Here is a 15,355-nt window from a genome sequence, read left to right on the forward strand (position 1 = left end):
ACAAAATTGTTCCCGATCGCGTGACGCGGCAAGCCGGCCAAGACGCGGCGGCATAGGGCGACGCCTGAGGCCGACCGCTAGGGCAATCGAGGTTGAAAAATGGCCGTCACGTCCACTGCAGAGCACGGGGGCGAGCGCGAAGCCGCTGCGGGCCTGCATCGCCGCGTGAAGACGGCGAAGAGCAATCCTCCTGATGTACCCGCTATTCAATCTCATGAGCGAGCCTCTGCCGGCCGTTTCGGGATGCTGTCGCTCACGGCATTGCTCTTCTCGATGATCAAGGAGGTCAGGGCCGCAGACCCGAACGCAACGTTCCTGGACGACGATACGATTACATACAAGGACTTTGCACACGGCACCTTCGAGCTCACGACCAAGGAACCAACCCCGCGGCACATCATCGTCGAGGACCCCGGACAAACGGTCGTGCTGAGCAAGGTCGGCTCCGGGCTTACCGTGAATCAGCTCGACAACAGCGCGACCCGCATGGAGGAGCTGCGGGTGGCCCAGCAGGAGGCGCTCGAAAATTTCTCGAAGGGATTTGGCAAGAACGGGTCCGGCACGCCTCCGTTCGTCGAATCTCTGCCGCTGGAGCCGATCAATTTCATAGCGCCCGCGGCGCCAAGCGCACTGCTGCCGTTGCAGCCGATCATCGTCACGGTGCCCGACATCATCACACCCGTGACACCCGTGCGGACGCCGCCGATCTTTAATGTGCAGGCGGGCCCGCTTGAACTCGACACGGTCGCGTTCGACGTCTTCGCCGCAACGAGGGGAACCTTCAGCGCCAGCAGCTCCAGCGCCGCGCTGACTTTCGGCATCAGCGGAGGCGCTACGGGCGCTACCGCGCTGGAGGGAGCGATCTACGACGTATCGAAGGCCAGCTCTTATGGCACGCTTTATCTGAACAGCTCGACTGGCGCCTATGCCTTCGTTCCCAACAGTGGCGCGATCAACGCGCTGAAGACGCCGACCACCGATAGCTTTGTGATCACCGTGTCCGACGGATCGCTTTCGGCTCAACAGGCCTTCACGATCAACATCAACGGAGCCGACGACGCGGCGATCATCTCCGGCACGACGACCGGCTTGTCAATCGAATCCGGCGGCGTCGCCAATGCCCCATCCGGCCCACCTGTCACAACCGGCCCACCTGTCACAACCGGCAAGCTTTCGGATATCGACGTCGACGACCCCGCCAACACTTTCTCGGCCGTCAATTCCCCGACGAAGAGTGCACACGGTTACGGCACTTTCACCATGACCGCCGACGGCGTCTGGAGCTACACGCTCGATCAATCCAACAGCGCAGTGCAGGCTCTGAACGTCGGCCAGACGCTGACCGACACCTTCACGGTGACCAGCATCGGCGGCACCCCGCAGTTGATTACCATCACGATCAACGGCTCCAACGACGCTGCCATCATTTCCGGGACGACGGCCGGCACCGTGACGGAAGCCGCATGTTGGAAGCCCGGGACTCCGACCGCGACCGGCAAGCTTGCAGATACGGATGTCGACAATACTCCCGACAGCTTCACGCCGGTGACCTCGCCCAGGGCGAGCGACCACGGTTACGGCTGCTTCCGGATGACGGCCGACGGCGTCTGGACCTACACGCTCGATAACACCAATTGCGTCGTCCAGGCGCTGAACGTCTACGACACCCTGACCGACACCTTCACCGTGACCACCATCGACGGCACCGCGCAGGTGGTGACGATCACCATCCACGGCACGAACGATCCGGCCATTATCCACGGCTGCATCACTGGCTCGGTGACCGAGCCCGATTGCAGGGAACACGGCAAGCCGACGGCGAGCGGCAGACTGACTGACACCGACGTCGACAACGCGCCGAATACATTCACGCCGGTCACTTGTGCGACACGGAGCGCGGGCGGCTACGGCACTTTCACAATGACTGCCGCCGGTGTGTGGACCTACACGCTCGACACCGCCAACTGTGCCGTGCAGGCGCTTCCTTCCTGCGAGACTTTGACCGACACCTTCACGGTCACGACCATCGATGGGACGGAACAGACCATAGCCATCACAATCCACGGCGCCGACGATCGCGACCATTTCGGCCACGCGGCAGCTCTCGATGCCGCCGATCCGCCCCACGCCGCCACGCTCCCCGAAGACAATGCGGCTGCGAGAGCTTTTGCCGCCGGTCCGACGGTGGCTGCGAGCACTCATGACGCGAACACGGATGGCATCGGCGCCTCCGGCGAAAGTCCGGATCATGGCAAGATCGGTACAAACGGCGGTCGCGACACCTTTCACGACGGGCACGAACAGACCCTTCTTGCCGGCGGCTCCAGAGACGATCATTTCGTCTTTGCCTCGACGTCGAATTCCAGTGCAGCGCGCCCTGATATCATCTCTGGTTTCAAGGCAGACTCTGAGCGGGGCGACCTGATAGCGCTCGGCGCGCTCACCCTCTCCGTTCTGGCACTCGACCCCTCCAGCACGACGGTGCCCGCACATACGATCGCCTGGCTCTACGACAGCTCGGCGAACCAGACCATCGTGTACGTCAATCCGACGGATCAAAGCCTGAGCATCGGCGATTCCAGTCTGGTGGAAATCCATCTCGATGGCTTCTCCACCGTCCAGACGTCGGATTTCATGCTCGCGCTGGAAACGTCGGGTCATGCGATGGCAGCCGCGCCGGCCAATCTGGAACCGGGCGCGGACAACGACGCGGCCGGTAGCCCGACGACGGCGACCAGCCCCTCATCAGGCGAAATCGTCCATGAGCGAGCCGCCCTGATCGACGGAGACGGGCCCGGGCAAGCTGCGAAGGCGAGCGGGTGCAGGTTCGATGCCGATTGCGACCGGATTGCCCTCGTCAGGCACACCGAGTTCGTTCAGCCCGACGATACGAACACGCGATCGGACGCCCCCGCCGGCGGGAACGTGGCCTCCGCGGTGAGCCACGTGCAGCCCGTCCACCAGCTTCATTCCACGGCAGTCGCGGAGAATAGGTTCGTATTCGACAAGCTGACACCGTTCGACAACGGCAAGGAGATCGCGCCCGCTCCAGAGAGCGTGGCCGCCAAGGACAGCGGCCCGGTCGCACCGTCCACGGTCGACCCAAGCGTCGAGTCCGGCCCAGACTCCATCGAGACGTCACGCCACGAAAATCACTTGCGCGAGCATCATCATGGGGAGCCGATAGCCGAGAACGATCTTCCTCGAGTTGCTTCTGTTCACCTCGGGGACTCATTTCATTTCAAGCAGCACGGCTCTGACGGTTCGGGTGACATTGCGCCCGCGCCCTGGCACACGGCGGTCGAACCCTACGCCATCAAGGATGGCGCTGTGCATGGCCACCATTCAGAGCTCAGCGCAGGATGGGACGATCCTTCGGACCCGTCCGATCATCACGAACATGCTGGCGTCGTCCACGGATTCAGGGCGGCGTCGATGCCTGAGCCGTCCCCGCCGCATATTGATCCGGCTCACGGCGCAGGCTCAGCTCACGCCCACGTGCCGCACGATCTGATCGTGTGATGTCCGCAGGGCAACTGGATCTTCAGTGTTGTTTTCCGATGCCATCCGATGCGGCGGAGCTGTCCCGCTCGGGACAAGCATCGTCAATGTCGCCATCCTCTTCTTGCGGCGGCAATGCATGCTGATGGTCAAGCGCGGATGTCCAGGCCAACGTCATCGCCGCGATGAGCAGCCGATTGACGGCTTCGATTGCGCGTTCTGCTACGGACGAGTAATTCATGGCTTCCGCCCGCGCGGCTGATTGCCGATGGCGGGAGCCTAGGACGAACTCTCCAGCACCACTGTACTCCAGTTCACAGTTGCACGCGTCAACTCATCGCAGCCTCAGAAGATGCCGCTTGCTTCAGCTGCATCTGCAACGCGAGCCGACGAGCTTCGTGCGGCAAAGATATCAAGCTCGCGATCACCCCACTCCCCGGCGCGTTTGACCTGCGTACTTGGTTGCCGAGTAGGCTCGCACAACCTCAGAGGTGTTGCGGTCCATCAACGACTCTGAATCAAATGTGATCATTGCGATGCGAATGCGATTGGTCAACTTTTTTGGGGGAGCAATCAATGAGCGGAGAAGCCAACTGCATTGTATGTAGCCAGGCAAGAGCGGTCGTAGCCGTCTTTCCAATCGCGCGGGGCTATGCACTAAAGGTATACGAGTGTTCCTGCTGCCACAGCACCCTTCATCTCGTGACTCGCACGACGAAGGCTGCGCTGATCAGGCAGCACTGCGAGACCCTCCTTCCCGTCGAGAAGCCGCTGAGCGCGACGGGTCCCAGGGTTCAACAGCGGTTCGCGAACTAGACACGCAAGGCGTCTAGCCGCGTACAGGCCGAACGACCGCGCGATTGCGCGCAGGCTGCCGCAGCGCGCCGCGCCTCCGGAGCCTCAATTCGGCTTTTGCGTCGGCTTGCCGTCGATCTTGGGGAGATCGCCGGCCGCGGCCGATTGATCGCCGCCGCCATTGGCCCGGCGGGCCATCTCGACCGTCAGCCGCTCGGCGGCCTCCGGCGACATCACTCCCATGATGTCCGACATCTTTCGCGGCGCGATCTGCGAGGCGATCTCGATCAGCACGCCCATCTCGAGCCGGTCGAACACCCGTGCGGCGTCCTTGGGCTTCATGCCCTCATACATGGTCACGAGGCCCTTCATGCGCTGGGCTTCGGCGGCCTTCTGCTCGGCCTGGGTCGCGGAGATGCGGGATTCCACCGCCTTCATCTCCTCGACCTTGTTTTCGATGCGCTTCTCGGCCGACTTGAGCAGGCTCTCGCGGATGTCGATCTCGCGCTGGCGGGACTCGATCTCCTGGCGGCGTGCCTGCAAGCGCTCCAGGATCGCGCGCTCGGAGGCCGAGACCTGCGGCTGGGCCTCCTCCATCTTGACCACGGTGCCCTCGGGCTTGGTCTCGGGCGCGGCGGGCTTCGGCGCCTCCTTCGGCGCGCCGTGGGTAGATCCCGTGATATCGGGGTCTTCCCGCCCCGTCGGAAAGTTCAGATTCTCCTGCGCCCAGGATTTCTTGATCTGGCTCGGCTGGTAGTCGAAGACATAGCCGCCATTGATCACGAGGCCCACGACCTTGAGCGTGGCGAGCCCTGCGACGGCGACCAGGACGACCGGAATGACGCGGATGTTACGAAAGGATTTCATACCCTGACTTTATGCCGCAAGGCCGTTGGATCGTCGGCGCTCGGAGAAGGCTTCGGCCGCAGCCGCCACCGCCTTCGCCGATGAGGGCTTGGCCGCGGGCACCGCGGCCGCTTCCGGGCTCGCCGCAGGGCGCGCGGCGATCGCAATCTTGGACAGGCGCCGCACCACGTTGTCGGCTTCGCCGAGCTGCTTGTAGAGCTGGTCCGACATCTGCGTCGCCGCCGCCAGCTGGCTGCCGAGGTTCTCGTTGACGTCGCGCACGGCGAGCTTCAGCCCGCCGATCGCGCGCTCGGCGATCTCGGTGGCGGTGATCAGCTCGCCGATGACCGCCTTCAGCGAATGCTCGTCCGCCTTCAGCCGCGTCAGCCGCTTGTTGAGCATGACACAGTAGACGATGGTCAGCATCAGCAGGATAGCCACCAGCGTCTCGATCGCCATTCCCAGGGAGTGGTTCATGGGGCCTCCATCATCTTGTTCTGCTCGTCCACCTTCTCAAACATCGCAAGTGTCGTACTTGGCTTGCGCAGGGGTTTCGTCACCCGTATCGCGACGCGGTCGCCGACCCGGCCCATCCGCCCCTCGGTCAGGGTGACGTCGCCGCAACGCACAGTCACGTTGGCATCCGCGCGCATGTCGAGCGGCAGGGTGTCGCCGACCTTGAGCCGCATCAGCTGCTTGAGCGGGATTTCGGCCTCGTACAGGACGGCATCGACCGCGATCTCGGCCTGGTTGATCTCGGTGGCGAAATGGCCCTCCCAGATCGTGTCGCGGCCGAATTTTTCGCCCATGAACATCTGGAGCAGGACGCCCCGGATCGGCTCGATGGTCGCGTAAGGCAGCAGCAGCTCGATATTACCGCCGCGATCTTCCATGTCGATGCGCAGGCGCACCAGGATCGCGGCGTTGGCAGGACGGCTGATGGCGGCGAAACGCGGATTGGTCTCGAGCCGATCGATCGTGAAGGTCACCGGCGACAGCGGCCGGAACGCCTGCTCGGCGTCGACCAGCACCACCTCGACCAGCCGCTTGACCAGCTCGGTCTCGATCGTGGTGTAGGGCCGGCCCTCGATGCGGAGCTGGCTCGCGCCGCGGCGGCCGCCGAGCAGCACGTCGATCATCGAATAGATCAGGCTGGAATCGACCACCGCCATACCGAAGTTTTCCCACTCCTCGGCCTTGAACACCGAGAGAACGGCCGGTAGCGGGATCGAGTTCATGTAGTCGCCGAAGCGCACCGAGGTGATGCGGTCGAGCGAGACTTCGACGTTGTCGGAGGTGAAATTGCGCAAGGAGGTCGTCAGCAGCCGCACCAGGCGGTCGAAGACGATTTCGAGCATCGGCAGACGCTCGTAGGAGACCATCGCTGAATCGATGATCGCGCGAATGCCGGAATGGTCGTCGAGCGTGACGTCGCCGACCGCGAAGCCGAGAAGATTGTCGATCTCCTCCTGCGACAGCACCCGCTCGCCGGAATTCTTGCCGGCGCCGAGATCGCGGCTGCCGTCCTCGACCATGGCCGCCCATTGCAGGGCCATGGTCTCGGATAGTTCGTTTGCGGCAGCAGCCTTCGCGGCCTCCGCGGGATCCTCGGAATCAAGCGAGGCCTCCCATTGGGCGGCAATTGCATCCTGGTCTGGTTGGTCGGTGCCTGCCATGATCCCTAGCCCGTCATGCTCACTGGATCACGACTTCCTTGAACAGCACCGCGCTGACCTGGATCGGGGAAACCGCCGCATTGACGCGCTTGGTCAGCTCTTCCTTGAGGCGGAAGACGCCGGCGGAGCCGTTGAGGTCGGAGGAGCGCAGCTCGCGCACATAGGTCTGGAAGATGTCGGTGATGCGCGGCATCGTCGGCTTGATCGCCTCGATCTGCTTCTCTTCCTTCAGCTCCAGCACGATCTTGAGCTTGAGATATTGCACGCGTTCACCGGGCGCACCGGCGAGGTTGACCATGATGTCGGGCACGTCGACGAAGGCCGGCGGCTTCGGCGGCGGCGCCGCCTCGGCGTGATGCTCGTCGTCGCCATGACGGAAGAAGAAGAACCAGGTCGCGGCGCCGCCGCCGAGGACGGCGAGCAGACCGACGGCCATGATGATGAGCTTGAGCTTGTTCTTCGGCGGAGCGGCTTCCGCGCCTTCGGCGGCTGCGCCGCCTTCCGCTTCATTGTCTGCCATGGTCGATAGGCTCGCTCATCTCATAAAGGGTCGAAAGAGCGAAGCCTCCTGGCAGACAGTGACGCGATACAAATGCCCCAGCGCAGTGCGCTCCTCTTACACGCAAACGCTACGGTAATAATGGTTAACGGAATCTTTCGATTGGGCCCCCACTAGGAAAAATCTGCCGGGCAAACATGGCTAACAGAACCTTTCTGCCGCCTTCCCGCACCTCTCAAAAATCGACAAGATATTGAAATTACACCATTTTTGGAGTTGGCACGGCTTTCGCTAAGAAAGGACCGAGGCCGGAGGGTTTGGGAGAACCCGGCGGTCTTGTTCACGGGTCGGCCAAGGCGCTTGGGAGAGCGAGGTGGCGGGCTCACTCAGGGGAGATTTCCGATGCAGAACGCGCTTCTGATCGGCTTGTCACGGCAGATGACGTTGGAACGGCAGATGGATGTCATCGCCAACAACGTCGCCAATGCCAACACCAACGGCTTCAAGGCCGACCATTCGCTGTTCGAGGAGTTTCTCAACTCGAACGCGCGTGAGGACAATTTCATCGCGTCCGACCGCCGGGTCTCCTATGTGCAGGACCGCGGCACCTTCCGCGACGTCGGCCAGGGGCCGATGGAGCCGACCAACAACCCGCTCGACATGGCGATCGACGGCAACGCGTTCTTCGCGGTGCAGGCCAATGGCGGCGAACGCTACACCCGCGACGGCAAATTCTCGCTCAACAGCACCGGCCAGCTCGTCACCTCCGACGGCAACCTCGTGCTCGGCACCGGCGGCCCGATCACCTTCCAGCCGACCGACCACGACATCAACGTCGCACCCGACGGCACCGTCACGGTGCTCGAGGGCACCGCCAAGACCGACTCGATCCGCGGCAAGATCCGCATGGCTGCGTTCGACGATCCGGCGAAACTGACCAAGCTCGGCGCCAACCTCTACGACGTAGGCTCCGCGACCCCGCAGGCCATCACCAAGTCGACCGTGCGCCAGGGCTACATCGAGAAGTCCAACGTGAACTCGGTCGGCGAGATGAGCCGCATGGTCGAGGTCATGCGCAGCTACACCGCCATCGCTAACCTGCTTCAGCAGCAGAGCGACCTCCACAAATCGGCGATCGAGAAGCTCGCCGACGTTCCGGCCTGATTAGGGGATCACTGACATGCAAGCGCTCCACACCGCTGCGACCGGAATGGCGGCCCAGGAACTCAACGTCCAGGTCATCTCCAACAACATCGCCAACCTGCGCACCACCGGCTTCAAGAAGCAGACGGCGGCGTTCCAGGACCTGATCTACGAGCACGTCCGCCGCGTCGGCGCGCAGGCCTCGGACCAGGGCACCATCGTGCCTGTCGGCGTCGACATCGGCGGCGGCGTCAAGACCGTCGGCACGCCGCGCAGCATGACGCAGGGCACGCTGTCGCAGACCGGCAACGACCTCGACCTCGCGATCTCGGGCGAAGGCTTCTTCAAGATCCTGATGCCCGACGGCACCTTCCAGTACACCCGCGACGGCACCTTCCAGATGGACAACCAGGGCCGCGTCGTCACCGCGCAGGGCAACCCGGTGCAGCCGACCATCACCATCCCGAACAACGCCTCCGGCCTCGCCGTCAACGAGCAGGGCCAGGTCTCGGTGACGCTGCCGGGTTCGTCGACGTCGGCCGTTCAGGGCCAGATCGGCGTGACCCGCTTCATCAACAAAGCGGGCCTCCAGCCCGTCGGCAACAATCAGTTCGTCGAGACGCCCTCTTCCGGCCCGCCGCAGGACGGCACCGCGAACTCCGAAGGCTACGGCAAGGTCACGCAGGGCAGCCTGGAGCAGGCCAATGTCGACGTTGTCTCGGAGATGAGCGACCTGATCGCTGCGCAGCGCGCCTACGAGATGAACGCCAAGGTCATCAGCGCCGCCGACCAGATGATGCAATCGACCACGGCGTTGTTCCGCTGAGGTAATGACGATGATCCGCACCACCCTCGCCACGATCTCCGCTTTCCTGCTGCTGGCGCTGCCGGCGCAGGCCGCCGACGATTTCATCGCAGCGCCGACGCTGCGCGCGAGCGTCACCGTGACCTCGGACGTGGTGCGGGTCGGCGATCTCATCGACCATGCCGGCTCGGCCGCGCTGATCCCGGTCTACCGCTCGCCCGATCTCGGCACCACCGGCGCGCTGCCGGTCGCGCATGTGCTGTCGGTGCTGCGCGCAAAGCAGGTGATCGGCGTGATGACCGGTGACATCAAGGAAGTCCAGGTCACCCGCCTCGCCCGCACACTCGCCAACAAGGACCTCGAAACCGCGGTGGCCTCGGCGCTCGAGCGCCGCTTCGGCCTTGGGGAAGCCGCCAACATCGCCGTCACGTTCGACCGCGGCGTCGCCGACATGCGGCTCGACGCCTCCAACACCGGTGCGCTCCAGCCGGTCGCAACCCGCTATGACGCCCGCAACGGCCGTTTCGACATCGCCTTCGAGATCAACAACGACAACAATCCGACGCCGACCAAGCTGCGCTTCACCGGCATCGCGATCGAGACGGTGGAAGTGGCCGTGCTGACGCGCGACATCGACCGCGCCGACCTCCTGAAATCCTCCGACGTCACGCTGGAGCGCCGGCCCAAGGCCGAGGTCACCGGTGAGCCCGCCTCGCGCGACCGCACCATTGGCATGCAACTCCGCCGGCCGATGCGGGCGGGCATGCCGATCCGCGTCGCCGACATCGTCAAGCCGGACTTCGTGTCGCGCGACCAGAGCGTCACCGTCATCTACCAGGTCCCCGGGATCTACCTCACCACGCGCGGCAAGGCGCTCGAGAGCGGCGCCGAGGGCGACACCGTGAGCGTGCTCAATCTCCAGACCAAGCGCACGCTGGCAGGCATTGTCACCGGTCGCGGCCAGGTGACGATCCAAGGCGCGAGCCAGTCCGCGCCGATGGCGCCTGCGGTCGAGCAGACCTCCTCGCTCAAGCGCGACGAAACGCCCACCCCGGCGGCCGCTGCTGCAGCGCTCGCACAGAGCCTGGTCCAGGCCCCCGCGTCTCCTGCTCAGATCGCCCAAGCCCAGATTCCACAAGTTCGCGTCCCGCAAGCTCCAGCCAAGTCAGAGTAAGTCATGTCCAGGTTCAGTTCGGCTTCCCGTCTACGTCGCGTCGCGATCTCTGGTCTGCTGCTGGCAGTTTGCGCGCTGGCGAGCGGCTGCTCCTCGATCGACCGCCTGTCGCAGATCGGCGAGCAACCGAAATTGTCGGCGATCGACAATCCGACGACGCAGCCCGGCTACAAGCCGGTGCAGATGCCGATGCCGAAGCCGGAAGTCGCCTCCTACAATCCGAACTCGCTGTGGCGCAACGGCAGCCGGGCCTTCTTCAAGGATCAGCGCGCGACCCATGTCGGCGACCTCCTCACCGTGACCGTGAACATCACCGACAAGGCCAACATCGCCAACGAGACCCAGCGCAGCCGCACCGCCAAGGAGGATTCGGGGATTACGGATTTCATCGGCAGCAAGACGGTCACGCAGCCGCTCAAGATCCTGCCCGGCCGCCTTCTCACCACCGACTCGACATCCTCCGCCGACGGCAAGGGCTCGGTCAATCGCACGGAGGCCTTGCAGACCAACGTCGCCGCGGTCGTGACCCAGGTGCTGCCGAACGGCAACCTCGTCGTCGAAGGCAAGCAGGAGATCCGCGTCAACTACGAGATCCGCGAGCTCATCGTCGCCGGCATCGTCCGCCCCGAAGACATCCAGAGCGACAACACCATCGATTCCAGCAAGATCGCACAGGCCCGCATCGCCTATGGCGGCCGCGGCCAGATCACGGACGTGCAGCAGCCGCGCTACGGCCAGCAGGTCATGGACGTGCTGTTGCCCTTCTAAGCCTCTCCCGAGCTCCCACATCGTGTTCGCGAACCTAGGCGCGAACGACGATGTACTACGCGGCCTCCGGTAGCTCCCCTGCCGGAGGCCGCATGTATTTTGTAAAGGCGATTGGGACGACTGACGGCGGGGATTGCCGTAGCAGCCCTCACGTAAACTCCGCCTCCACCACGCCCAGCCCGTCGAGCTCCATCCGCACCTTGTCGCCGGCCTTCAGCCACAGCGTCTTCACCAGGCTCCCCGTCAGCACGAGTTGCCCCGCGTGCAGACCCTTGCTTTCGGCGGCGAGGTGGTTGGCGAGCCAGGCGAGTGCGTTGTGGGGATGGCCGAGCACGTCGGCGCCGGTGCCGTGGCTGACCTCTTCGCCATTGACGATGGCGCGGCCCTTGACCGCCTTCAGATCCGGCACCGACGAGCGCGGCACCGCCTCACCCAGCACGCAGCCGGCGGCGAAGAAATCGTCGGCGATCAACGTCGGCGCGCCCATCGACTCCCACTTCACATAGCGGTCGTCGACGATCTCGATCGCGGGATGATAGGCCTCGACGGCCTCGCCGACCCATTCGGCCGTGAACGGCGCCTCGCCGGCGGCGAGGTCGCGCTTCAATCGCACCGCGATCTCGCACTCGACGCCGACGCGAACATAGTCGGCAGCCGCGAGCTTGGCCCCGCTCTCGTGCACGCCCTTCTGGAACACGCTGCCGCCGCAGGGATGCGGGATGCCGATATAGTCCTGCATCACCTGGCTGGTGCAGCCGATCTTGTAGCCGACCAGCGGCCCGACATGCGGCAACAGGAGATCGTGCAGCGCGCGCTGGACCTGATAGCCCTCGGCTTCGTCAGCCGGCGGATGGTCCAGGGCTGCGAGCGGCGCGCGGTTACGGCGCGCGAGCGCAATCGCCTTTGCGGCTTTGAGAATCTTGTCCATCGGCGCCGGCTCCCACGCTACGCAATTGAGGTCGGCACTTCAGCATCCCCGCCGCGGCGTGACAAGCACGGGCCAAAGGACGGGCCACGGGGCGCCTCAGCCCTTGACGAGGCCGAGCCGGATCAGGCTCTCGGCCGTCGCGAGGATCGCCTCGTCGTTGGAACGGGCCTGCCAGCCAAGCAGCGACCTCGCCTTGGCGCTGGTGGAATGCCGAACCCTTCCAAGCATCGGCACAACCGCGCGCAGCAGCGGAATCCGGTTTGCGGCCAGCCGCACCAGCCAGTCCGGGGCCTGGAGCCGCGGAACCCGGCGCGCCCTGGGCCCGAGTTCCCGCCGCAGCACCCTGGCGATATCGAGGATCGACATCGTCTCCCCGGAGACCGCGATGAAGCGCTCGCCTTTTGCTTCGGGCGCCGTCATCGCGCGCAGAGGTGCAAATCGGCCACGTCGCGCACGTCGACCACGCCGAAATAGACCCACGGCACCGCCGGCATGGCGCCGTCGAGCAGCGATTTGACGATCTCGATCGAGCCGGAGAAGTCCGGCCCCAGCACGGGGCCAAAAATGCCGGCGGGATTGACGACGGACAATTCGAGCCCACCGCCCTCGCGCGCGACGAAATCCCAAGCCGCCCGCTCGGCCAGTGTCTTGGATTTGATGTAGGGCTGCACGTCGGCGCCGTCGAGATTGGTCCAGTCGGTCTCGTCGAACGGCCTGTCGCGCGCCGGATGGCCATAGCCGATCGCGCCCAGCGACGAGGTGACGACGACCCGCCTGACGCCGGCCTCGCGTGCGGCACGCAGCACGCGCAGCGTGCCGTCGCGGGCCGGGATGATCATCTCGTTCTCGTCCTTGGGAACACTGGTCGACAATGGCGAGGCGACATGGAGCACGTAATCGCAGCCGGCGACGGCCTCGCGCCAGCCGTCGTCCGCGGTGAGATCGGCGGTGAAAAAGGACAGGCTTTCAGGCGACGCAGCCCCACCCTCGCGCAACATCGCCAGCACGTCGGCCTGCCGGTCCGGGCGGCGCACCGTGGTCCGCACCTGATGGCCGGCGGCCAGAAGCTGCAGGACGACATGGACGCCGACGAAGCCGGACCCGCCGGTGACCAGAACAATGCTCATTGCCGAGTTCCCCTCATTGCGCAGGCTGGGCGAATTGGTTCCGCCACCCTGCTCAAGGCCGCATCTGGTCACAATCTTCCGGGGAACAAGTAGAATGGATTTCGAGACCGGTATGGAAAACCTGACCAGCGTTTGCGACGGCGACTGCGATTGCAGCCCCGACCCTGCCCTGCTCGCCGACTTCAAGCGCGCCATCCATGCACTCGGCGGCAAGTGGAAGCTGGAGATCCTGTTCGCGCTGATGAACCGCGCCGTCCGTTTCGGCGCGTTGCGGCGAGCGATCGGCGGCATCACCCAGCACATGCTGACCATGCAGCTGCGCGAGCTCGAGCAGGACGGCCTGGTGTCGCGAACCGTCTTCGCGGAGAAATCCTTGAGGGTCGAATACGAGCTGACGGATGCGGCCTACGGCCTGTTGCCGGCGTTTAAGGAAATATTGAGCTGGTCCAGGCTTTATGGCGATGCGCGCCTTGTGGCGTCGCAGCAAGCCTGATGCAGCCAAGCCTGATGCAGCCAAGCCTGATTGCAGCGATGTGTGAAGCTGCCGGATCGTTGCCTCAGCCTTCGAGTCGATCTCGTTGATGCGACTCGCAAAACCTCCCGCACCTGAAGTGAAGGCTGTTTCTCATCCGAACTTACGTGAGCTCGGAGGAAGTGACTCCAGCCCATTGATCGTGATTCACTTTTCGCGATCGCTGATGCGCGTCGCGGCAAGCGGCAGACAAAATGCTGATCACGGCGCTCAAGCTGCACCGTGAGCCCAAAAACAAAGAGCCGCATCGCTGCGGCTCGGACTCTATTCGTCGCGGTAGACCTTCTCGCGTTTCTCGTGGCGCTCCTGCGCTTCCACCGAGAGCGTTGCGATGGGCCGGGCTTCGAGCCGCTTCAAAGAGATCGGCTCGCCGGTGTCCTCGCAATAGCCGTAGGTGTTGTCCTCGATACGCTGGAGCGCGGCGTCGATCTTGGCGATCAACTTGCGCTGGCGGTCGCGGGCGCGGAGTTCGATGGCGCGGTCGGTTTCGGACGATGCCCGATCGGCGAGATCGGGGTGGTTCACGTTCTCCTCCTGCAGAGCCTGCAGCGTGAGCTTGGACTCTTTGAGGATCTCATCCTTCCAGGCGAGGAGCTTCAAACGGAAGTACTCCTTCTGCCGGTCGTTCATGAAAGGCTCTTTTTCGGTCGGTCGGTAGTTTTTCAACTTTTCCAAGGGCGGCCTATCTGTCTAAGCAACGACTCGCAACGGAACGGGGTCCGTTAAGCCGGGCTTATATAGTGGCCTCATGTGACAGACAATATTTCCCTGATCGTTCGGTTAGCGCCCCAAGCCCTTGCACAGGAAGGTTTATCCTGAAGAACCCGGGGGCGGCCGAAGGCCTAGTAACCGACCGTGAAACGCTGCCTCGGGTGGGCCGGCCGCTCGATCTCGTCGGCGAGCGCAATGGCGTAGTCGGCGAAGCTGATCCAGCTTTTCCCGTTCGCATCTGCGAGAAGCTGATCGGCCCCGAGCCGGAACTTGCCGGTTCGCTCGCCCTCGATGAAGAGGGCCGACGGCGAGATGAAGGTCCAGTTCAGGTCCTTTTCCTGTCGCAGCAGCTCAAGGAAAGCCCCGCCCGCCTCCGCTTCGGCCTTGTATTGGGCGGGAAAACCGGGGGTTGTAACCAGTTTGACGCCGGGAGCGACGTCCAGGCTACCGGCACCGCCGACAACAAGGTAGCGACCAACACCGGACTCCTTCGCCGCGCCGATCAGCTTGAGCGGATCGCTGGCCAGGAAGTGCACGGAACTCACGGCGACGTCATGCCCCGCCCACAGCCTGGCAAGGCCAGCCTGGTCGAGCACGTCGCCCTTGGTGGGCGTGACGTTCGGCAGGGTCGCGATCTTCTCGGGGTTCCGGGCGATCGCCGTGACCGCATGGCCGCGGCGCGACAGTTCCTTGGTGATCTCCGACCCGGCCCCGCCTGAGGCGCCGGCGACTGCGATTTTCATGGAAGGCTCCTTTGCTTCTTTTGGTAACTAACGGTTACTAGATATCGCAAAGGATGCTGGTGTTAAGAGAGCACTTTGTGCTTACCTGATTACGCAAGAGTAACCGG

14 protein-coding genes and 1 pseudogene are annotated in these 15,355 nt (G+C 64.1%); 6 read left to right on the top strand and 9 right to left on the bottom strand.

Annotated features, from left to right (window positions below; all coding sequences use genetic code 11):
• Positions 1-99 precede the first annotated feature (99 nt).
• A complete protein-coding gene (locus HAP41_RS33420) occupies positions 100-3,522 on the top strand; it encodes a VCBS domain-containing protein (protein ID WP_166090584.1) in 3,423 nt (1,140 codons plus the stop codon).
• A gap of 22 nt (positions 3,523-3,544) precedes the next feature.
• Here HAP41_RS33420 and HAP41_RS33425 read toward each other — a convergent pair whose 3' ends face one another.
• From HAP41_RS33425 to fliL, 5 genes are all read right to left on the bottom strand, one after another.
• A complete protein-coding gene (locus tag HAP41_RS33425) occupies positions 3,545-3,742 on the bottom strand; it encodes a hypothetical protein (protein ID WP_166090582.1) in 198 nt (65 codons plus the stop codon).
• 659 nt (positions 3,743-4,401) lie between these two features.
• Positions 4,402-5,163, bottom strand: a complete 762-nt coding sequence (locus tag HAP41_RS33430) for a MotE family protein (protein WP_166090579.1) — start codon at positions 5,161-5,163, stop codon at positions 4,402-4,404.
• A 9-nt stretch (positions 5,164-5,172) separates the two neighbouring features.
• On the bottom strand, positions 5,173-5,619 hold the full coding sequence (locus tag HAP41_RS33435) for a DUF6468 domain-containing protein (RefSeq protein WP_063982280.1): 447 nt from the start codon (positions 5,617-5,619) through the stop codon (positions 5,173-5,175).
• Positions 5,616-6,818 carry a flagellar motor switch protein FliM gene (fliM, locus tag HAP41_RS33440; protein WP_063982279.1) on the bottom strand — a complete coding sequence of 401 codons (1,203 nt, stop codon included), beginning with the start codon at positions 6,816-6,818 and terminating at the stop codon, positions 5,616-5,618. The genes HAP41_RS33435 and fliM overlap by 4 nt, the downstream gene beginning before the upstream one ends.
• A gap of 19 nt (positions 6,819-6,837) precedes the next feature.
• Positions 6,838-7,338: a flagellar basal body-associated protein FliL gene (gene fliL / locus HAP41_RS33445; protein WP_085405903.1), complete on the bottom strand. Its 501-nt coding sequence runs from the start codon at positions 7,336-7,338 to the stop codon at positions 6,838-6,840.
• A 381-nt stretch (positions 7,339-7,719) separates the two neighbouring features.
• Between fliL and flgF the strand changes: the two genes are divergently transcribed.
• Genes flgF through flgH form a run of 4 tightly spaced genes read left to right on the top strand, consistent with a single transcriptional unit; the run spans position 7,720 to position 11,207 of the window.
• Positions 7,720-8,481, top strand: a complete 762-nt coding sequence (gene flgF / locus HAP41_RS33450) for a flagellar basal-body rod protein FlgF (protein ID WP_071912210.1) — start codon at positions 7,720-7,722, stop codon at positions 8,479-8,481.
• A gap of 16 nt (positions 8,482-8,497) precedes the next feature.
• Positions 8,498-9,286, top strand: a complete 789-nt coding sequence (gene flgG, locus HAP41_RS33455; RefSeq protein ID WP_014494004.1) for a flagellar basal-body rod protein FlgG — start codon at positions 8,498-8,500, stop codon at positions 9,284-9,286.
• A gap of 10 nt (positions 9,287-9,296) precedes the next feature.
• A complete protein-coding gene (gene flgA / locus HAP41_RS33460) occupies positions 9,297-10,439 on the top strand; it encodes a flagellar basal body P-ring formation chaperone FlgA (RefSeq protein ID WP_166090558.1) in 1,143 nt (380 codons plus the stop codon).
• Positions 10,440-10,442: 3 nt separating this feature from the next.
• Positions 10,443-11,207 carry a flagellar basal body L-ring protein FlgH gene (gene flgH / locus HAP41_RS33465; protein ID WP_063982276.1) on the top strand — a complete coding sequence of 255 codons (765 nt, stop codon included), beginning with the start codon at positions 10,443-10,445 and terminating at the stop codon, positions 11,205-11,207.
• Between the two features lie 148 nt (positions 11,208-11,355).
• Here the strand turns inward: flgH and HAP41_RS33470 are convergent, their stop codons facing one another.
• On the bottom strand, positions 11,356-12,135 hold the full coding sequence (locus HAP41_RS33470; RefSeq protein WP_166090547.1) for a 2-keto-4-pentenoate hydratase: 780 nt from the start codon (positions 12,133-12,135) through the stop codon (positions 11,356-11,358).
• A 96-nt stretch (positions 12,136-12,231) separates the two neighbouring features.
• Positions 12,232-13,262, bottom strand: a pseudogene (locus tag HAP41_RS33475) (SDR family oxidoreductase).
• Between the two features lie 94 nt (positions 13,263-13,356).
• Here HAP41_RS33475 and HAP41_RS33480 point away from each other — a divergent pair.
• The gene (locus tag HAP41_RS33480; protein ID WP_175618042.1) at positions 13,357-13,755 is read left to right on the top strand and encodes a winged helix-turn-helix transcriptional regulator; all 399 of its coding nucleotides are present in this window, start codon (positions 13,357-13,359) and stop codon (positions 13,753-13,755) included.
• A 303-nt stretch (positions 13,756-14,058) separates the two neighbouring features.
• Here HAP41_RS33480 and dksA read toward each other — a convergent pair whose 3' ends face one another.
• Together dksA and HAP41_RS33490 are read right to left on the bottom strand one after the other, a co-directional pair.
• On the bottom strand, positions 14,059-14,424 hold the full coding sequence (gene dksA / locus HAP41_RS33485) for an RNA polymerase-binding protein DksA (RefSeq protein ID WP_008554760.1): 366 nt from the start codon (positions 14,422-14,424) through the stop codon (positions 14,059-14,061).
• A 212-nt stretch (positions 14,425-14,636) separates the two neighbouring features.
• Complete coding sequence (locus HAP41_RS33490; RefSeq protein WP_166090540.1) at positions 14,637-15,248, bottom strand: NAD(P)-dependent oxidoreductase; 612 nt, start codon at positions 15,246-15,248, stop codon at positions 14,637-14,639.
• Positions 15,249-15,355 lie beyond the last annotated feature (107 nt).

It is taken from the genome of Bradyrhizobium barranii subsp. apii, assembly GCF_011516635.5.
In the GTDB taxonomy this organism is placed as follows: domain Bacteria; phylum Pseudomonadota; class Alphaproteobacteria; order Rhizobiales; family Xanthobacteraceae; genus Bradyrhizobium; species Bradyrhizobium barranii.